Consider the following 18062-nt stretch of genomic DNA (forward strand, 5'->3'; position numbering starts at 1 on the left):
AGCCGCCCTCGATGAAGCCGACGCCGAAGTCGTCCAGGTGCCGTGCGATGGCCAGCTTGTCCGCGACCGTGAGGTTGATGCCCTCACGCTGCGCGCCGTCGCGCAGCGTCGTGTCGAAGACGTGGAACGAATCGTCGAGTTCGCTGGTTTCCGTCATGGTCTCTGGCTCCTGTATCGGATCTCGGTCTACCGGAATGACCGGCTCCACCGTCCCCCAATGATCCCTCGCGCTCTCTTCCCGGCGGGTGGTGGGCGCCGGGAAAACGAAAAACCTCTCGCGGGTGCGAGAGGTCTGCGCGCGGGTCGAGACGACGGTGCCCGCCCGTACGTGGTGGTACGTGGCGGTCACTGCGGACCGGCGCGCCTGCTGCCAATAATCATGGCGAACGAGAGCACGGAAGCAGTCTGGCACAGCGGGGCCCCCGCGCTCAGGGGTGTCTCAGGATGCGGGCCGGACGTTCCGTCCCGGCGACCGCTTCCGGCCACCGCCCGCGCTCAGGACCGCCGCCCGCCCTCAGGACTCCCGCCCCGGCGCGGCCTCGCCGAGCGACTCGTCGAGGAACTCCCGGACGTGGTCCAGGACCTGCCCGCGGTCCGTGCCGCGCAGCCCGATCGCCACATGGATGGAGAACCCGTCGAGCAGGGACCGCAGCCGTGTGGCGAAGCGGTCCGGGTCGACCCGGCGGAACTCGCCCCGCGAGACGCCCTCGGCGAGCAGCGCCACCAGGTCGCGGTGCCAGGCGCCCTCGATGGCGGCCTGCCGGTCGCGGGCCTCCTCGTCGGCGTTCTGCGAGCGGTTCCAGACCTCCAGCCACAGCGTCCAGTGCGGGTCGCGGTGTCCGTCGGGCACGTACAGGTCGACGTACGCGTCGAGACGTTCCCGGGCCGTGCCGCGCGCGGCGAGCAGCCGGCCGCGCTCGGTGCCGAGGCGCCCCTCGCTCCATTCCAGGGTCCGCAGCAGCAGTTCGTCCTTGGAGCGGAAGTAGTAGAGGAGATGGCCGCTGCTCATCCCGACCTCGCGGCCGAGCGCCGCCATGGTGAGCTGCTCAAGCCCGCGCTCGGCGATCATGTCCATGGCGGTCGCCAGCACGTCCTCGCGCGCAGGCGCGTTCCTCCTGCGCGGTGTGCGGCTCCCGGCCACGTGCGACTCCCGGTTCAGACCCTCGGCTGCTGCTGGGTGATGCAGTGGATGCCACCGCCCCCGGAGAAGATCGTACGGGCGTCCACCAGCGTCACCGTCCGCTCCGGGAACAGCCGCCGGAAGATCCCGGCGGCGATCTCGTCCCGGGGGTCGTCGAAGCCGCACAGCACCACACCGCCGTTGCAGAGGTAGTGGTTGATGTACGAGTAGTCGGCCCAGTGCCCGTCGGCCTCCAGCACCGTCGGGGCGGGGACCTCGACGACCTCCAGCCGGCGGCCACGCGCGTCGGTCTGTCCCCTGAGCAGCCCGGCGATCTCCTTGCCGACCTCGTGGTCGGGGTGCGCCGGGTCCGGCTGGGAGTGCGCCACGACGACACCGGGCCGTGCGAAGGCGGCCACGATGTCGACGTGCCCGAGCGTGCCGAAGCCGTGGGGGGGATAGTCGCCGGTCAGCCCGCGGGGCAGCCAGATCGCCTTGCGGGTGCCGAGCTGGGCGTGGATCTCCGCCTCGACCTCCTCGCGCGTCCAGTGCGGGTTGCGCTCGGGGCCGAGCTGCACGGTCTCGGTCAGCAGGACGGTTCCCTCACCGTCGACGTGGATCGCGCCGCCCTCGTTGACCAGCTTCGAGGCGTACGTACGGGCCCCGGCCAGATCGGAGACGTACGCGGCGGCCTTGCCGTCGTGCTCCCAGCGGGCCCAGTCCTGGGCGCCCCAGCCGTTGAACGTCCAGTCCACTGCGGCCAGTTGGCCCTTCCCGTCGGTGAGGAAGGTGGGGCCGATGTCGCGCATCCACGCGTCGTCTAGCTCCCGCTCGACCACCTCGACCCCGGGGCCAAGGAGTTCGCGCGCCCCGGCCGACCGGCCCGGCCCGCACACCACCGTCACCGGCTCGAAGCGGCGGACGGCGTGCGCCACGTCGGCCCACGCGCGGCGGGCCCCGGCGAGGCCCTCCGGGTCGTCGAAGGTGGGGTTGGGGCCCGGCCACGCCATCCAGGTGCGTTCGTGCGGGGCCCACTCTGCGGGCATGCGGAAACCGTCGGCGGCAGCAGACATGGGGGGGTCCTTAGAGGAAGTACAGGCGGTTGAGGGAGACGGAGTCGGCCGGCTCGGAGCGCAGCGGGTCGCCGTCGAGGGTGACGAGACCGGTGCGCTGGTCGACGTCGACGGCTCCGGTACGGGAGTTGAGGTGCAGGTCGGCGGGGCCGATGCCGCGGGTGCCGCGCACGGCGACCCGGCGCCGCCGGGTGGGCATCAGGTCCTTGCCCAGGTCCACGGCGGCCTGCGCGACGAAGGCGACGGAGATGTCGGCGGGCGTCGCGCCGTACGCCCCGAACTGCGGCCCGAGGACGAGGGGTTCGCAGGTGTCGGTCGCGGCGTTCGGGTCGCCGACGACGCCGTACGCGGGGAAGCCGGACTTGAGCACGAGCTGCGGTTTGGCGCCGAAGTACTCGGGGCGCCACAGGACGATGTCGGCGAGCTTGCCGACCTCGATGGAGCCGACCTCGTGGGCGAGCCCGTGCGCGACGGCCGGGTTGATCGTCAGCTTGGCCAGGTAGCGCAGGACGCGCGCGTTGTCGTCGCCGGTGTCCGCGCCGCCGTCGAGGGGGCCCAGCTCGGCCTTCATCTTCCCGGCCATCGCGAAGGTGCGGCGTACCGTCTCGCCGGCCCGGCCCATGCCCTGCGCGTCCGACGAGGTGATGCCGATCGCGCCCAGGTCGTGCAGCACGTCCTCGGCGCCCATGGTGCCGGCCCTGATCCGGTCGCGGGCCATCGCGGCGTCGCCGGGCAGGTCGGTCTTCAGGTCGTGGACGGAGACGATCATCCCGTAGTGCTCGGCGACCGCGTCCCGGCCGAAGGGCAGGGTGGGGTTGGTGGAGGAACCGATGACGTTCGGGACGCCCGCCATCTTCAGGACGTTCGGCACGTGACCGCCGCCGCAGCCCTCGATGTGGAAGGCGTGGATGGTGCGTCCGTCCAGGACCCGCAGGGTGTCCTCGACCGACAGGCACTCGTTCAGCCCGTCGCTGTGCAGGGCCACCTGGACGTCGTGCTCCTCGGCGACCCGCAGCGCCGTGTCCAGTGCCCGGGTGTGGGCGCCCATGTCCTCGTGGACCTTGAAGCCGGACGCGCCGCCCTCGGCCAGCGCCTCGACGAGGGGTGCCGCGTCCGAGGAGGAACCCCGGCCGAGGAAGCCGACGTTGACCGGCCAGGCGTCGAAGGCGCCGAAGGCGTGCCGCAGCGCCCAGGGCGAGTTGACACCCACGCCCCACACGGGCCCGAACTCCTGGCCGATGACCGTGGTGACACCGGAGGCGAGGGAGGCCTCCATGATGCGCGGCGACAGCAGGTGCACGTGCGTGTCGACGGCGCCCGCGGTCGCGATGAGCCCCTCGCCCGACACGATCGACGTGCCCGTGCCGACCACGACGTCCACGCCGTCGAGGGTGTCCGGGTTCCCCGCCCGCCCGATCGAGCGGATCCGGCCCTCGCGGATGCCTATGGAGACCTTCCGGATGCCCTGGGCCGCGTCGATCACGACGACGTTGCTGATCACGACGTCGCAGGTGTCGCGGACGGCGGCGGCCTTCAGGTGCAGTCCGTCGCGGGCGGTCTTCCCGAAGCCGGCCAGGAACTCGTCCCCGTACTTCTGGGCGTCCGACTCGATCCGGACCGTCAGTCCCGAGTCGCCGAGCCGGACGCGGTCCCCGGCCCTCGGCCCGTGGGTCGCGGCGTACGCGTGGGGGTCGATGCCGCTGCTCATCGTCCGTCTCCTTCGGTCGTGCGCGGTGCGCCGGGGCGGGCGGATTCGGCGGGCCGGGCGGGCGCGCCCGCCCCGCTCTCGTCGGCCGGTCCGGGCGCGCCGGCCGGTCCGGCGCCGAGGTAGCCGCAGGCGGCGGCCCGGCGGAGGGCCTCCTGCCGGGCTCCCGGCGCGTCCAGCGGTCCGTCCACCAGGCCCGCGAACCCGATCGCGACGCGCTCGCCGCCGATCGGCAGCAGGCCGACCCCGGTGCTCTCGCCGGGTCCGAACCGCACCGACGAGCCCGCGGGCACCGCGAGCCGCATCCCGTACGCCGCGGACCGGTCGAAGTCGAGCCGCGGGTTGGCCTCGAAGAAGTGGAAGTGCGAGGTGACGGAGACCGGGACCGTCGCGGTGTTGGTGACCGTGAGCCGGACGGCGGCCCCGGGCTCGGCGTGCCCGGGACCCGGCAGCAGCGCGCCCGGCGCGTGCTCGCCCAGCCCCCCGCCGACGGGGTCGCTCACCACCGCGAGCCGTGAGCCGTCGTCGAAGACGGCCTCGACGTGCACCTCGGTGACGACGTCGGCCACGCCCGGCAGGACGTCGTCGGGCCCGAGCACCGCACGCGCCGCCGCGATCGCCTCGGCGAGCCGGCGTCCGTCGCGGGCCGCCTCGCAGACGGTGTCGGCGATGAGGGCGGTCGCCTCCGGGACGTTGAGCCTCAGGCCCCGGGCCCGGCGGGCCCGTGCCAGTTCGGCGGCCCCGAAGAGCAGCAGCCGGTCACGTTCGGTGGGGGTCAGTCTCACGACGCGACACCTCCTTGCCTTCCACCATTTAGAGCATCACTCTAACCACAGCCTAGCCGTGCAGATAAGGCAACGGAAGCATTGATGGGCATTGACGGGCTGGCCAGGAACGCGTCACATTGAACGCCACTCAAATCCCTGGGTGTGCACAAGGGCGGCCGATCGAAGGAGACCAGCCATGCCGATGGAACGGCACGGAGTCGACACCATCCCCGACGAGGAACGCACCAGCGGACCCCGCGACCTCGTCTCGATCCTGCTCGGGTCCAACCTGTGCCTCGGCGTGATCGTCTTCGGCTGGCTGCCGCCGTCCTTCGGCCTCGGCTGGTGGGCGTCGGTCAGCTCGGTCGTGGCGGGCACCGTCGTCGGCACGGCGGTCACGGCCCCGCTCGCCCTGGTGTCCCTGCGCACCGCGACGAACCTCTCCACATCTTCGGGCGCCCAGTTCGGCGTCCGCGGCCGGCTGGTCGGCTCGGTCGTGGGCCTGCTGCTGGCCCTCGGCTACACCGCGCTGACCGTCTGGATCGGCGGCGACGTGATGGTGAGCGTCCTGCACCGGCTGTCCGGGCTGCCGGCGACGGAGGCCTCGTACGCCGTGGTCTACGCGCTCCTGGCCGCGGCGACGGTGGCGGGCGCGGTGTACGGCTACCGCGTGCTCCTCGCGAGGTCGCGCGTACTGGCCGTCGGCATGACCGCGCTGCTGGTCCTCGGGGTGGTCGCGTACGCACCGCACTTCACCACCTCCGCGCTCCCGGAGACCGGCGGCTACCTGCTCGGCTCGTTCTGGCCGACGTGGCTGCCGGCGGCGGTCGCGGCGGGCCTGTCAGGGCCCATCGCCTTCATCACCCTGCTCGGTGACTACACCCGCTACATCTCCCCCGCCCGCCACAGCCCGCGCACGGTGCTGCGCGCCACCTGGCTCGGCCTGCTCGCCGGCCTCCTGGTCCCGCAGCTCTTCGGCACCTTCACGGCGTACGCCGCCCGCGCCGCCCTCGACTACGCCGGGCCGCTGGTGGCGGCCTCCCCCGGCTGGTACCTGGTGCCGCTGCTGCTCGCCGCCTCGGCGGGATCGGTCGGCAACGCGGGACTGATGCTCTACTCGATGGGCCTGGACCTCGACGCGATCCTGCCGCGCGCCTCACGCGCCCGGGCCACCTGCGCGGTCGCGGTGGTCGCCACCGCGTGCGTCTTCGCCGGCCACTACGCGTCCAGCACCCAGGACGCGATGACGTCCTTCGTGCTGCTGCTCACCGCGATCGGCACGCCCTGGGCCGTCATCACCCTGATCGGTTTCGTCCACTGCCGCGGCGTCTACGACCCGGACGCCCTCCAGGTCTTCAACCGCCGCTCCCGGGGCGGCGTCTACTGGTACCGCGGCGGCTGGAACATCCCGGCCACCACGGCCTGGGCGCTGGGCGCCTGCGTCGGCGTGCTGGCGGTCTCGCTCCCCTCGTACGAGGGTCCGCTGCTGTCCCTGACGGGCGGCGTGGACTGCAGCTTCCTGCTGTCGGGGGCGGTCGGCGGCGCCGTCCACCTCTCCCTGACCCGGGGAGCCGCCCGGACGCCGGTCCCGTCGGACGCGGAGCGCGAGGCGGCCCCGCTCTCGCCGTGACGGGTGCCGAGTCCGCGCCGTCAGACGCGAGAGCCCGCCCCGGGCGGGGCGGGCTCTCGCGGTGCAGGAGGGGGCTCAGCCCAGCGGGTGCATCCAGCCGTGCTTGTCCTCGTTGATGCCGCGCTGGATGTCGAGGAGGGCCTCGCGCAGCCGCAGGGTGACCTCGCCCGGCTCACCGCCCGACTGCTGCCACTCGGTGCCGGTGCGCTTGACCGTGCCGACCGGGGTGATCACGGCGGCGGTGCCGCAGGCGAAGACCTCGGTGAGGGTGCCGTTCTCCGTGTCGCGCTGCCACTGGTCGATGGAGACGCGGCCCTCCTCCGCCCGGTAGCCGAGGTCACGGGCGACGGTGAGCAGCGAGTCGCGGGTGACACCGGCGAGCAGGGAACCGGTCAGCTCGGGGGTGACGATCCTGTCGCCGTACACGAAGTACAGGTTCATGCCGCCGAGTTCCTCGACCCACTTGTGCTCCACGGCGTCGAGGTAGGCGACCTGGTCGCAGCCCTTCGCGGCCGCCTCGGCCTGCGCGAGCAGCGACGCGGCGTAGTTGCCGCCGGTCTTGGCGTCGCCCATGCCGCCGGGGACGGCGCGGACGCGGTCCTCGGAGAGCCAGATCGAGACGGGCCTGACGCCCCCGGCGAAGTACGCGCCGGCGGGCGAGGCGATGACGAGGAAGAGGTACTCGTTGGCGGGCTTCACCCCGAGGCCGACTTCGGTCGCGATCATGAACGGCCGCAGGTAGAGGGACTGCTCGCCGCCGTGCGCCGGGACCCAGGCCCGGTCGTGCTGGACGAGGACGTCACAGGCCTCGATGAACGTCTCGACGGGCAGCTCGGGCATGCCGAGCCGGCGGGCGGAGGACTGGAAGCGCCGGGCGTTCATCTCGGGACGGAAGGTGGCGACGGAACCGTCGGGCTGGCGGTACGCCTTCAGGCCCTCGAAGATCTCCTGCGCGTAGTGCAGGGTCATGTTCGCCGGGTCGAGGGAGAGCGGGCCGTACGGCACGAGCTGGCCGTCGTGCCAGCCGCGGCCCTCGGTCCACCGGATCGTCACCATGTGGTCGGTGAAGTGCCGGCCGAACCCGGGGTTGGCCAGGATGGCCTCGCGCTCCGCCTCGGAGAGGGGGGCGGCCGAGGGCTTGAGCTCGATGGTGGGCGTCGTCATGAGTTGTCCTTCACCGGTTGTGTGTGACGGGCCGCGCTCACGCCTGTACTGCCAGTGGCCAGTGCTAGGACGTCCGAGCATTCCCTCATTCCGCGGCTCCGCGTTCGATTATCGCGTGTGCGGAGCCGTGGACGAAAAAGGAGTGAATGCGGCCCAGGGTTCGATGGTGGCACCCGGCGAGGGCATAAGAAAAGCCACCGGGTGCGGATGCGACCCGGCGGCTCTTCCAGAAGTGAGTGGCGCGCGGGGTCAGCCGGCTACTCGTACGGCGAGGGCGTCGCCGATTTCCTCGGTCGTGCGCTCGGGTCCGCCGACGCGCTCCGCGAGGTCGCCGGCGACCGCGTCCTCGATCCGCGCGGCCTCGGCCTCGTGGCCGAGGTGGCGCAGCAGCAGGGCGACGGAGAGGACCGTGGCGCTGGGGTCGGCCTTGCCCTGGCCCGCGATGTCGGGCGCCGAGCCGTGCACGGGCTCGAACATCGAGGGGAACGCGCCGCTCGGGTTGATGTTGCCGGAGGCGGCGACGCCGATGCCGCCGGAGACGGCCGCGGCGAGGTCGGTGATGATGTCGCCGAAGAGGTTGTCGGTGACGATCACGTCGAAGCGCTCGGGCTGCGTGACCAGGTAGATCGTCGCCGCGTCCACGTGCATGTACTCGGTGGTGACCTCGGGGAACTCCTCGGCCACCCGGTTGAAGACGTCCGTCCACAGGTGACCGGCGAAGGTCAGCACGTTGTTCTTGTGGATGAGGGCGAGCTTCTTGCGCGGGCGGGCCTGGGCGCGGGCGAAGGCGTCCCGCACGACGCGCTCGACACCGAAGGCGGTGTTGACGGAGACCTCGGTGGCGACCTCGTGCGGGGTGCCCTTGCGGATCGTGCCGCCGTTGCCCGTGTAGGGGCCCTCGGTGCCTTCGCGGACGACGACGAAGTCGATCTCGGGCTGTCCCGCCAGCGGGGTGGCGACACCCGGCAGGAGCTTCGAGGGGCGCAGGTTCACGTGATGGTCGAAGGCGAAGCGGAGCTTGAGCAGGAAGCCCCGCTCCAGGACGCCGGACGGGACCGAGGGGTCGCCGATCGCGCCGAGCAGGATCGCGTCGTGCTTCTGCAGGGCTTCGAGGTCGGCGTCGGTGAGGGTCTCACCGGTGGCGTGGTAGCGCCGGGCGCCGAAGTCGAACTCCTTGGTCTCCAGCTTCACATCCTGCGGAAGGACGGCGGAGAGCACCTTCAGCCCCTGGGCCACGACCTCCTGGCCGATGCCGTCACCGGGAATCACTGCGAGATTGAGGCTGCGAGACATGACGGCACCGTACTCCTTGTCCCATGGGATGACACGCGATGTCCACCATGCGGACGCGGCGGGTGGTGGCGGACTCGGGCGCGGATGCGCCGCGGGGGTATTCGTCAGACTGCGTTCACCCGTGCGTCTGCCTGTCGTCGGTCCGTGCTGGGAAGTTCACCGGCATGGACACCCCTGACGTCGGCATCCCGGAGCAGCTCGCGCGCCGCATGAGCATGGCCGAGCAGCACGAGTACCTGCGCGCGCGGCTCACGCGGCGCCGCGCGCTGGTGAGCGCGGGCGCGTTCGCGGGCGGCGGGCTGCTCGCCGGATGCACGCCGGACAGCGGGAGCCGCCCGCGGACGGCCGGCGCGTCGTCGCGTCCGGCCACCGGCCGGGTTCCGGGCTCCGCCGTGGCGCCGTTCGGGCGCCACCTCGCCTTCGGCGCGGACCCGAAGACCCAGATGCGGATTTCCTGGCAGGTGCCGTTCGCGGTCAGGAAGCCGTACGTCCGGGTGGGGTTGACGCCCTGGTCGCTGAGCCGGCGGATCGAGGCCGAGGTGCGCGACCTGCACACCCCGGGCGTCGCCGGGCAGCGGCTCGCGCTGGACCAGTACTACCTGCACGCGGCGCTCGACCGGCTGCGCCCGGGGACGACGTACTACTACGGCGTCGGCCACGAGGGATTCGACCCCGCCGGCACAGAGCACCACGGGACGGTCGCCCGCTTCCGCACGGCGCCCGCACACCCGGAGAAGTTCGTGTTCACGGCCTTCGGCGACCAGGGCGTCACGCCCGACGCCCTCGCCAACGACAAGGTGCTCCTCGGCCGCGGTCCGGCGTTCCACCTGCACGCGGGCGACATCTGCTACGCGGACGGGATCGGCCACGGCGAGGAGTCGGACATCTACGACCCGGCCGCCTGGGACCTCTTCCTGAAGCAGACCGAGACGGTGGCCCGGTCGGTGCCGTGGATGGTGACGACCGGCAACCACGACATGGAGGCCTGGTACTCGCCGAACGGCTACGGCGGCCAGTCCGCGCGCTGGTCGCTGCCCGGCAACGGCTTCGACGCGGAGCGGGCGCCGGGCGTCTATTCGTTCGTCTACGGCAACGTCGGCATCGTCGCGCTGGACGCCAACGACGTGTCGTACGAGATCCCCGCCAACCTGGGCTACTCGGACGGCAGGCAGACCGCCTGGCTCGACCGGCGGCTCGGGGAGCTGCGCGGCCAGGTCGACTTCGTCGTGGTCTTCTTCCACCACTGCGCCTACTCCACGTCGACGCACGCCTCTGACGGAGGGGTGCGGGACGCCTGGGTGCCGCTGTTCGCCAGGCACCAGGTGGACCTGGTGATCAACGGGCACAACCACGTCTACGAGCGGACCGACGCCATCAAGGACGGGGCGGTGGGCCGGCGGGTTCCCGTGGGCGCCACGACCGACCCCACCCGCGACGGCATCGTCTACGTCACGGCGGGAGGGGCGGGCAAGAGCCTCTACCGCTTCCCGGCGGGGGTGAAGGACAGCTACGAGGGAAGGGTGAGGGACCGCGAGTCCGTCGAGACCTTCCACTGGACCGAGGCGAAGCGGCGGAAGCCGGACAGCGTCGAGTGGTCGCGGGTGCGGTACACCGGCTACTCGTTCCTCTCGGTGGAGGCCGAGACCGGCCCCGCCCCCCGGCTCAGCGTCTCGGCGCTGGCGCAGAGCGGCGAGCGGATCGACCACTTCGAGGTGCGGCGCGGTGCCTGAGCACCGCGCCGCATCCCGTGCGGGCGCGGCTCCCGGCAGGTGGGCGGCGGATCAGTGGGCGTCAGTGGCCCGTCGCGCCGCCGTTGTCCCGGCGGTCGAGTGCGCGCTGGAGTGCCGCGGCGGCGTTCTTGCGGTCGGAGTCGCTGGTACGGGAAACGTGACGGACTCGGCGGACGGTCGTCTCGGCCATGATGGTCGGCTCCTTGCCTCCGGAAAATGACAACCGGAAGGTGGGGTGAGGGATACGAGACGCCGGAGGGGCGGGGAGCGGTGCCGCAGGGGTTGCCTGCACGGGGCGCGGCTCACGACCGCCATTCGCTTGATCGAGCGAGACGTTCGGCTCCTACCAAGCTAGGCGAGGACCGCGCTTCTGTCTCCACAATTACTCGGACTTCCTACTATCTGAGACGGGTGAACGGCCCCGAGGCTGTGACCTGCGGCGACGCGATCCGGCCGAGGTGCGCCCGCCGTCACAGCACGTCGCCGTCCCGCCAGTCGAAGACCAGTTCGTGCGCCGCGTCGAGCGGACCCGCGGCGGCGGGGCGCAGGAAGGTGGTGCCCTCCTCCTCGGCCAGGCGCACCACGCCCGCGGGCCCGAGCGCGCAGATCCGCCCGGGCCAGACCTGCCAGCCCCGGGCCGTGTAGAGGGCGGCGCCGTCGTCGCTGGCGGAGAGCGCGCCGAGAGCGTACGCGCCGTCGATGACCCGTTCGAGAGCCGCCATCACCTGCCCGCCCAGGCCCGTCCGGCGGACGTCGGGGCGCACGCCGACCGCCTCGACGTAGCCGACGCGCAGGGAGCGCCCGTGATGCAGGACGCGCCGCTGTATCACGGACCCGTGGGCGGCGAGGCCCCGTTCGTCGTGGACGAGGGCGTGGATGCCGCCGAGGCCGTGGTCCCAGTCCTCGTCGTCGAAGTTCCCCTCGAAGGCGTCGTCCAGGAGGGCGCGGACGGCACGGAGTCCGGCGGGGGCGAGCTCCGCCGTGTGAGCGGTACGCAGTCGGGTGGCCACCGCCCCAGTATTCCCGGCGGCCCCGCCGTACCAACCGCCGCGGAACGCGCGGGCCGAAAGACGCGCACGGGCCGGGAAGCCGCGATCGGCGGCTTCCCGGCCCGGAACCTCGGGGGCCGAGGTCAGCCCATGTGCGGGTACGTGTAGTCGGTCGGCGGGACCAGCGTCTCCTTGATGGCGCGGGTCAGGGTCCAGCGCATCAGGTTCTGGGGGGCGCCGGCCTTGTCGTTGGTGCCGGACGCGCGGCCGCCGCCGAAGGGCTGCTGGCCGACGACGGCGCCGGTCGACTTGTCGTTGATGTAGAAGTTGCCCGCCGCGTAGCGGAGCCTGTCCATGGTGTACGCGGCCGCCGCGCGGTCGTTGGAGATGACCGCGCCGGTGAGCGCGTAGTCCGAGACCGACTCCATCTGGGCCAGCATCTCGTCGTACCGGTCGTCCTCGTAGACGTACACGGCGAGGAACGGGCCGAAGTACTCGGTCCGGAAGACCTCGTTCTCCGGGTCGGTGCACTCGACGACGGTCGGGCGCACGAAGTAGCCGACCGAGTCGTCGTACGAGCCGCCCGCGACGATCGTGCAGGCCGGGTCCGCCTTGGCGCGGTCGATGGCGGCCTTGTTCTTGGCGAAGGACCGCTCGTCGATGACGGCGCCCACGAAGTTGGCGAGGTCGGTGACGTCACCCATGGTCAGGTAGTCGACCTCGGCCGCGAACTCCTCCTTGAAGCCGGAGTTCCAGATGGAGGCGGGGAGGTACGCGCGGGAGGTCGCCGAGCACTTCTGGCCCTGGTACTCGAAGGCACCGCGGGTCAGGGCGGTCTTGAGGACGGCGCGGTCCGCGCTCGGGTGCGCGACCAGGAAGTCCTTGCCGCCGGTCTCGCCGACCAGACGCGGGTACGAGCGGTACTTCTCGATGTTGTTGCCGACCGTCCTCCACAGGTACTGGAAGGTCTTGGTGGAGCCGGTGAAGTGGATGCCCGCGAGGTCGCGGTGCTCCAGGGCGACCTTGGAGACCTCGACGCCGTCGCCGGTGACGAGGTTGATGACGCCCTTGGGCAGGCCCGCCTCCTCCAGGAGCTGCATCAGCAGCACGGCGGCGTGGGTCTGCGTCGGGGACGGCTTCCACACGACGACGTTGCCCATCAGCGCGGGCGCGGTCGGCAGGTTGCCCGCGATCGCCGAGAAGTTGAACGGCGTGATCGCGTAGACGAAGCCCTCGAGCGGGCGGTGGTCGAGGCGGTTCCAGACACCCGGCGAGTTGGCCGGGGGCTGCTCCGCGAGCAGGTCCCGGGCGTACTTGACGTTGAAGCGCCAGAAGTCGACGAGCTCGCAGGGGCAGTCGATCTCGGCCTGCTGGGCGGTCTTCGACTGGCCGAGCATCGTGGAGGCGGCGAGGGTCTCGCGCCACGGGCCGGACAGCAGCTCGGCGGCGCGCAGGATGATCGCGGCACGGTCGTCGAAGGACATCGCGCGCCAGGCCGGGGCGGCGGCGAGGGCGGCGTCGATCGCGTCCTGCGCGTCCCGCCGGGTGGCGTGCGCGCCGGTGCCGATGACGGCCTTGTGGTTGTGCGGCTGCACGACCTCGAAGCGCTCGCCGCCGCCGAGCCGCTTCTCGCCGCCGATGGTCATCGGGAGCTCGATCGGGTTCTCGGACAGCTCCTTGAGCCTGGCCTCCAGGCGGGCGCGCTCCGGGGAGCCGGGGGCGTAGCCCTGCACCGGCTCGTTGACGGGGGTGGGGACCTGGGTCACAGCGTCCATGGGTTCCGTAACTCCTTAGTGAGCAGGTGGTTCGAACTCAGCCCTTGGTGAGGATGGAGCGGGCGAAGAAGAGGAGGTTGGCCGGCTTCTCCGCGAGGCGGCGCATGAAGTAGCCGTACCAGTCGGTGCCGTACGCGGTGTACACCCGCATCCGGTGGCCCTCGGCGGCGAGCCGCAGGTGCTCCTCGCCGCGGATGCCGTACAGCATCTGGAACTCGTACTCGTCGAGCTTGCGCCCGGCACGCCGCGCGAGTTCCTGGGCGATGGAGATCAGCCGGGGGTCGTGGGACCCGATCATCGGGTATCCGTCGCCCTCCATCAGGACGCGCAGGACCCGGACGTACGCCTTGTCGATCTCGGTCCTGTCCTGGTACGCGACCTCGGCGGGCTCCTTGTAGGCGCCCTTCACCAGACGCACGCGGCTGCCGTTCGCGGCGAGACGGCGGGCGTCGGCCTCGGTGCGGAAGAGGTAGGCCTGGATGACGCAGCCGGTCTGCGGGAAGTCCTTCCGCAGCTCCTCGTGGATCGCGAACATCGAGTCGAGGGTGGTGTGGTCCTCGGCGTCCAGGGTGACCGTGGTGCCGATGGCGGCGGCGGCCTCGACGACGGGCCGGACGTTGGCGAGCGCCAGCTCGTGCCCGCCCTCCAGCGCCTGGCCGAACATCGACAGCTTGACGGACATCTCGGCCCGGGTGCCGAGGTCCAGCCGCGCGAGGTGCTGGATGAGCTCCAGGTAGGCGTCCCGGGCGGCGGCGGCCTGCTCGCGGGTGGTGATGTCCTCGCCGACGACGTCGAGGGTGACCTCCAGCCCCCGGGCGACGGCCTCCCGCACGATCGGCACGACCTGGCCGACCGTCTCACCGGCGATGAAGCGGGCGACCACCTGCTTGGTGCCGGGGGCCGCCGACACGAAACGGCGCATCCGGTCGCTGCGCGACGCGGCGAGAATCACGGGACCCAGCACGGGGCACCTCCACGGAAAGTACGGACGGCCGCGGCCCCGGGAAAGGACGCCCGGGTACGGCACGGAGAACCACCGTGAAACCTAAGGATCCTCCCGATCGTCGGCCATCGACAGCTGTCACGCATCCGTGCCCTGGATCTCAGACATCTGTATGAGGCCGGTGGAGAAATGAGAGAGAATGCCCGCGTGACGGGCGATTTCAAGGTGGGCGGACCGGCCGGACGCGGTGAGTACCAGGAACTGGTCGACGAGATCTCGGCCCTCCTCGGCGCCCCCGCGACGCTGGAGAACCGTGACTTCGAGCTGATCGCCTTCGGCGCCTACGACAGCGAGGGCGACTTCGACGAGGCCGCCCTCGACCCGGTGCGCACCCGCTCGATCCTCACGCGCCGCTCGACCCCGGCGGTCCGCGCCTGGTTCGAGGGCTTCGGCATCGCCCGGGCCACCGGTCCGGTCCGCATCCCGCCGACGCCGGAGGCGGGCGTCCACCGCGGACGCGTCTGCCTGCCGGTACGCCATCGGGGCGTCGTGCTGGGGTACGTGTGGCTCCTGGACGACGACCCGGGACCGGCCGCCGAGCAACTGGCCGCCGCCATGGAGGTCGCCGCCCGGCTCGGCGCCCTGCTCGCCGACGAGGCACAGGCGGGCGCCGACCTCACGCGCGAGCTGCGGGCGGTCCTCACGGCCGAGCGCGGCTGGCAGCGGGACATGGCGGTCGCCGAGCTGCGCACCGCGCTCGGCTCCCGCGGGGACGGCCTGCACACGGTCGTGTGCGTGGCCCCGTGGCCCTCCGCCGACCCGGACGACGCCCCGTCCGTCCGTACGGTGCCGGGGGCGACCGCCCTGTGCACGGTGCCGTGGGGGGCGACCGCCCAGAGCCTGGCCCTGCTGGTGCGGCTGCGCTCGCCCGAGGTGCTGACCCCCGCGCTCACGGCGGCGTCACGGTTCGTACGGGAGGCGGCGGGCGCGGCCACCGGGAGCGCCTCGGGCCGCGGGGCAGCCGGGAACTCCTCGGGAAACACGGCCGTCGGGAACCCCTCGGGCGGGGCGGCGTCCGCGAACCCCTCGGGCGGCGGGTCGACCGGCCGTCCTGCGAGCGGCGCGACGACCGGAAGCCTGCCGGGTGTCGCGGCGGCCGGCGTCGCCGGGGCGCGCGCGGGACTCGCCGAACTGGGGGCCGCCTGGCAGGAGGCCTCGGCCGCCGCCCGTGCCGTCCTGGCCGAGCCGCGTCTCGGACCGGTCGCCGAGTGGGCGTCCATCGGCCCCTTCCGGCTCCTGACGGCGCTCCCGCCGGACGCCGCCCACGACCCCGTCGTACGCACCCTGCTGGCCCCCGCCCATCGCGAACTGGCCCGCACCGCCGAGGTCTTCCTCGACTGCGCGGGCCAGGCGGGCCGCACCGCGGCGGAGCTGGGGGTCCACCGCCAGACCCTGTACTACCGCCTGTCCCGGGTCGAACAGCTCACGGGCCTTGACCTGGACGACGGCGAGGACCGGCTGCTGCTGCACATGGCGCTGAAGGGGGCGCGGCTGTAGGGCCCGGCGCGGGCCGCGGGACCCCCGCCGGTCTCAGCCGCCCGTCTTCGCCGACGCCTCGATCACCCGCCGCAGCCCCTGTGTGAGGTCCGAGGCCTCCGTCGCCGACGCCGGGTCGAAGAGCCACTGCACGCACAGACCGTTGAGCAGGGTCTGGTAGAAACCGCCGACCGTGCGCAGCGTCTCGTCGTCGACGTCGGACTCCCGGCCGCCCATGAGCAGGGGGATCAGGCCCCGGCGCCCCTCGTCCTGGGCCTTCACCAGCTGCTCGCGGACCCCGGGCAGCCGGTCGTCGTTGGTGATCACCTCGAAGGTGAGCATCCAGATCGGGCGGGCCTCGGTGAAGGACCGGGTGACGTTCGCCCAGACCTCCTGGAAACGCTCCAGGGAGCCGGGCTCCCCCACCGTGCCGTCCCCGCCGAAGCCGTCGAACCCCTCACCCAGGTTCGAGATCAGGTCGACGTACGCCTCCGCGAGCAGCGCGTCCTTCGAGCCGTAGTGGTAGCCGATGGACGCCAGGTTCGTCCCCGACTCCTTGACGATGTCGCGCGCGGTGGTGCGCACGAACCCCTTCTCCAGCAGGCAGCGCTTGGCGCCCTCGAGCAGATCCTCACGGTGTCCCATACGAGCAGCGTACCGCCGATCCAGACAACCGTATTAAACGAACGTACTAGACAGGCGTATAAGACATCCGTACAGTCCCTGCCATGACGCATTCGACGAGCCCGACCCCCGCATCCGGCCCCCGCGCCGGCCGCCGCGAATGGACCGCCCTCGGCGTCCTGATGCTTCCGCTGCTCCTCGTCTCCATGGACGTCTCCGTCCTCTACTTCGCCATCCCCGCGATCAGCGCGGACCTGGAGCCGAGCGGCACCCAGCAGCTGTGGATCTTCGACATCTACGCGTTCGTGCTCGCCGGTCTGCTCATGACGATGGGCTCCCTGGGCGACCGCATCGGACGCCGCAAGCTGCTGCTGTTCGGCGCCGCCGCCTTCGGGACCGCCTCCGTCGTCGCCGCGTACGCCGACAGCGCCGAGACTCTGATCGCGGCCCGCGCCCTCCTCGGCATCGGCGGCGCGACCCTGATGCCGTCGACGATGGCGATCATCCGCACGATGTTCACGGACCCCGGCCAGCGGGCGAAGGCGATCGGCCTGTGGTCCGGCGTCATGACCGGCGGCATCGCCCTCGGCTCGGTGATGAGCGGTGTCCTCGTCGAGTACTTCTGGTGGGGCTCCGTCTTCCTGGTCAACCTGCCCGCGATGGTGCTGCTGCTGGTACTCGGCCCGGTCCTGCTGCCCGAGTCCAGGAACCCCGAGCCCGGCCGCTTCGACCTGCTCAGCGTGCCGCTGTCCATGGCGGCCGTGCTGCCCCTGATCTACGGCGTCAAGGAGATCCCGTCCGAGGGCTGGCGGTCGGAGTACGTGATCTCCGTAGCCGTCGGATTGCTCTTCACCGCGCTCTTCGTCCGCCGCCAGCGCACCGCCGAATCCCCGCTGATCTCACCCGAGTTGTTCCGCGGACGCGGTTTCGCCCCTGCCGTCGTCCTCAACCTCGTCTCCTCGTTCGCCATGATGGGCTCGGCGTACTTCACCACCCAGTACCTTCAGTCGGTGCTCGGCAAGAGCTCCATGGAAGCCGCGCTCTGGGCCCTGCTGCCCACCGTCCTGGTCGGCGTCGCCGCCCCGGTCGCCGCGCAGTTGGTGCAGAAGGGCGTGCACCGGGGCCACGTCGTAGCCGGTGGTTTCGTCGTCGCCGCCTGCGGCTACGGACTGCTCGTCCTCGCCGGTACGGACTCCCTGTGGCTGGTGCTGGCCGGCGCGGGCGTCCTCGCCTCCGGAATCGTCACCGTGATGTCCCAGATGATGGACCTGGCCCTCGGTACGGTCCCCGTCGGCAACGCGGGCACGGCGTCCTCCCTGCTGGAGACCGGCGCGGAGTTCGGCGGCGCGCTCGGGATGGCGGTCCTCGGTTCCATCGGCACCGCCGTCTACCGCCACGAGATGCCGGCCTCCGCCCCGGCCGCGGCCCGGGAGACCCTCGGCGGCGCGCTGTCCGCCGCCCGGCACCTGCCGGACGGCGCCGGCCACCCCCTGACGACGGCCGCCCGGGATGCCTTCACCAGCGGCATGAACGCCGCGGCCGTCGCCGGAGCGCTCCTCCTCCTGGGCGCGGCGGCCCTCGCCACGGCCACGCTGCGCCGGGTGCAGGTGCACCCCACCCCGGCCGAGCAGACCTCACACCCCGCCCAGGAGAGTCTCAGCCGGTCGGGCGCATGAGGACGAGGCCGCGGGCCGACACGGGCATCCGGGGGCG

At 72.2% G+C, this 18062-nt stretch carries 16 protein-coding genes; 4 read left to right on the top strand and 12 right to left on the bottom strand.

From position 1 onward, the window contains the following. From AC0ZLC_RS29890 to ureA, 5 genes are all read right to left on the bottom strand, one after another. Positions 1 to 157 (bottom strand): hypothetical protein (locus AC0ZLC_RS29890; protein WP_476755134.1); only part of this gene is annotated, 157 nt, incomplete at its 3' end. Between the two features lie 357 nt (positions 158 to 514). After that, the gene (locus AC0ZLC_RS29895) at positions 515 to 1075 is read right to left on the bottom strand and encodes a TetR/AcrR family transcriptional regulator (RefSeq protein WP_476755135.1); all 561 of its coding nucleotides are present in this window, start codon (positions 1073 to 1075) and stop codon (positions 515 to 517) included. 80 nt (positions 1076 to 1155) lie between these two features. Further along, a complete protein-coding gene (locus AC0ZLC_RS29900) occupies positions 1156 to 2193 on the bottom strand; it encodes an agmatine deiminase family protein (RefSeq protein ID WP_476755064.1) in 1038 nt (345 codons plus the stop codon). A gap of 10 nt (positions 2194 to 2203) precedes the next feature. Next, entirely contained in the window at positions 2204 to 3901 is a 1698-nt protein-coding gene (locus AC0ZLC_RS29905; RefSeq protein WP_476755065.1) for an urease subunit alpha, read from the bottom strand. After that, positions 3898 to 4683 (bottom strand): urease subunit gamma, encoded by a 786-nt coding sequence (gene ureA, locus AC0ZLC_RS29910; RefSeq protein ID WP_476755066.1) that lies wholly within the window; start codon positions 4681 to 4683, stop codon positions 3898 to 3900. The genes AC0ZLC_RS29905 and ureA overlap by 4 nt, the downstream gene beginning before the upstream one ends. A gap of 178 nt (positions 4684 to 4861) precedes the next feature. On the opposite strand from ureA, the gene AC0ZLC_RS29915 reads away from it, so the two are divergent. Continuing rightward, positions 4862 to 6295, top strand: coding sequence for a cytosine permease (locus AC0ZLC_RS29915; protein ID WP_476755067.1), 1434 nt, complete (start codon positions 4862 to 4864; stop codon positions 6293 to 6295). A gap of 75 nt (positions 6296 to 6370) precedes the next feature. Here AC0ZLC_RS29915 and AC0ZLC_RS29920 read toward each other — a convergent pair whose 3' ends face one another. Next, positions 6371 to 7459 (bottom strand): branched-chain amino acid aminotransferase, encoded by a 1089-nt coding sequence (locus AC0ZLC_RS29920; protein ID WP_476755068.1) that lies wholly within the window; start codon positions 7457 to 7459, stop codon positions 6371 to 6373. Between the two features lie 249 nt (positions 7460 to 7708). Then, complete coding sequence (locus AC0ZLC_RS29925; protein WP_476755069.1) at positions 7709 to 8752, bottom strand: 3-isopropylmalate dehydrogenase; 1044 nt, start codon at positions 8750 to 8752, stop codon at positions 7709 to 7711. 164 nt (positions 8753 to 8916) lie between these two features. Here AC0ZLC_RS29925 and AC0ZLC_RS29930 point away from each other — a divergent pair, with 164 nt between their 5' ends. Then, positions 8917 to 10482, top strand: a complete 1566-nt coding sequence (locus AC0ZLC_RS29930) for a purple acid phosphatase family protein (RefSeq protein WP_476755070.1) — start codon at positions 8917 to 8919, stop codon at positions 10480 to 10482. Between the two features lie 61 nt (positions 10483 to 10543). Here the strand turns inward: AC0ZLC_RS29930 and AC0ZLC_RS29935 are convergent, their stop codons facing one another. The 4 genes from AC0ZLC_RS29935 to AC0ZLC_RS29950 form a co-directional block, all read right to left on the bottom strand. Further along, on the bottom strand, positions 10544 to 10672 hold the full coding sequence (locus AC0ZLC_RS29935; protein ID WP_344392558.1) for a hypothetical protein: 129 nt from the start codon (positions 10670 to 10672) through the stop codon (positions 10544 to 10546). A gap of 280 nt (positions 10673 to 10952) precedes the next feature. Then, entirely contained in the window at positions 10953 to 11492 is a 540-nt protein-coding gene (locus AC0ZLC_RS29940) for a GNAT family N-acetyltransferase (RefSeq protein ID WP_476755071.1), read from the bottom strand. A 122-nt stretch (positions 11493 to 11614) separates the two neighbouring features. Next, on the bottom strand, positions 11615 to 13246 hold the full coding sequence (pruA, locus tag AC0ZLC_RS29945) for an L-glutamate gamma-semialdehyde dehydrogenase (RefSeq protein WP_476755072.1): 1632 nt from the start codon (positions 13244 to 13246) through the stop codon (positions 11615 to 11617). Between the two features lie 37 nt (positions 13247 to 13283). Next, entirely contained in the window at positions 13284 to 14210 is a 927-nt protein-coding gene (locus AC0ZLC_RS29950; RefSeq protein ID WP_476755073.1) for a proline dehydrogenase family protein, read from the bottom strand. A gap of 168 nt (positions 14211 to 14378) precedes the next feature. On the opposite strand from AC0ZLC_RS29950, the gene AC0ZLC_RS29955 reads away from it, so the two are divergent. After that, positions 14379 to 15746, top strand: coding sequence for a PucR family transcriptional regulator (locus AC0ZLC_RS29955; RefSeq protein WP_476755074.1), 1368 nt, complete (start codon positions 14379 to 14381; stop codon positions 15744 to 15746). Positions 15747 to 15779: 33 nt separating this feature from the next. Here AC0ZLC_RS29955 and AC0ZLC_RS29960 read toward each other — a convergent pair whose 3' ends face one another. Continuing rightward, positions 15780 to 16370 carry a TetR/AcrR family transcriptional regulator gene (locus tag AC0ZLC_RS29960; protein WP_476755075.1) on the bottom strand — a complete coding sequence of 197 codons (591 nt, stop codon included), beginning with the start codon at positions 16368 to 16370 and terminating at the stop codon, positions 15780 to 15782. An 83-nt stretch (positions 16371 to 16453) separates the two neighbouring features. Here AC0ZLC_RS29960 and AC0ZLC_RS29965 point away from each other — a divergent pair, with 83 nt between their 5' ends. After that, the gene (locus AC0ZLC_RS29965; RefSeq protein ID WP_476755076.1) at positions 16454 to 18025 is read left to right on the top strand and encodes an MFS transporter; all 1572 of its coding nucleotides are present in this window, start codon (positions 16454 to 16456) and stop codon (positions 18023 to 18025) included. Positions 18026 to 18062 lie beyond the last annotated feature (37 nt).

It is taken from the genome of Streptomyces sp. GLSS-08, assembly GCF_056387915.1.

Excerpts from the sequence above, each read along its gene's own strand:
- AC0ZLC_RS29895 (WP_476755135.1), bottom strand. The coding sequence starts at position 1,075 with ATGGACATGATCGCCGAGCGCGGGCTTGAGCAGCTCACCATGGCGGCG.
- AC0ZLC_RS29900 (WP_476755064.1), bottom strand. The coding sequence starts at position 2,193 with ATGTCTGCTGCCGCCGACGGTTTCCGCATGCCCGCAGAGTGGGCCCCG.
- AC0ZLC_RS29905 (WP_476755065.1), bottom strand. The coding sequence starts at position 3,901 with ATGAGCAGCGGCATCGACCCCCACGCGTACGCCGCGACCCACGGGCCG.
- AC0ZLC_RS29915 (WP_476755067.1), top strand. The coding sequence starts at position 4,862 with ATGCCGATGGAACGGCACGGAGTCGACACCATCCCCGACGAGGAACGC.
- AC0ZLC_RS29920 (WP_476755068.1), bottom strand. The coding sequence starts at position 7,459 with ATGACGACGCCCACCATCGAGCTCAAGCCCTCGGCCGCCCCCCTCTCC.
- AC0ZLC_RS29925 (WP_476755069.1), bottom strand. The coding sequence starts at position 8,752 with ATGTCTCGCAGCCTCAATCTCGCAGTGATTCCCGGTGACGGCATCGGC.
- AC0ZLC_RS29930 (WP_476755070.1), top strand. The coding sequence starts at position 8,917 with ATGGACACCCCTGACGTCGGCATCCCGGAGCAGCTCGCGCGCCGCATG.
- AC0ZLC_RS29935 (WP_344392558.1), bottom strand. The coding sequence starts at position 10,672 with ATGGCCGAGACGACCGTCCGCCGAGTCCGTCACGTTTCCCGTACCAGC.
- pruA (WP_476755072.1), bottom strand. The coding sequence starts at position 13,246 with ATGGACGCTGTGACCCAGGTCCCCACCCCCGTCAACGAGCCGGTGCAG.
- AC0ZLC_RS29955 (WP_476755074.1), top strand. The coding sequence starts at position 14,379 with ATGAGAGAGAATGCCCGCGTGACGGGCGATTTCAAGGTGGGCGGACCG.
- AC0ZLC_RS29960 (WP_476755075.1), bottom strand. The coding sequence starts at position 16,370 with ATGGGACACCGTGAGGATCTGCTCGAGGGCGCCAAGCGCTGCCTGCTG.
- AC0ZLC_RS29965 (WP_476755076.1), top strand. The coding sequence starts at position 16,454 with ATGACGCATTCGACGAGCCCGACCCCCGCATCCGGCCCCCGCGCCGGC.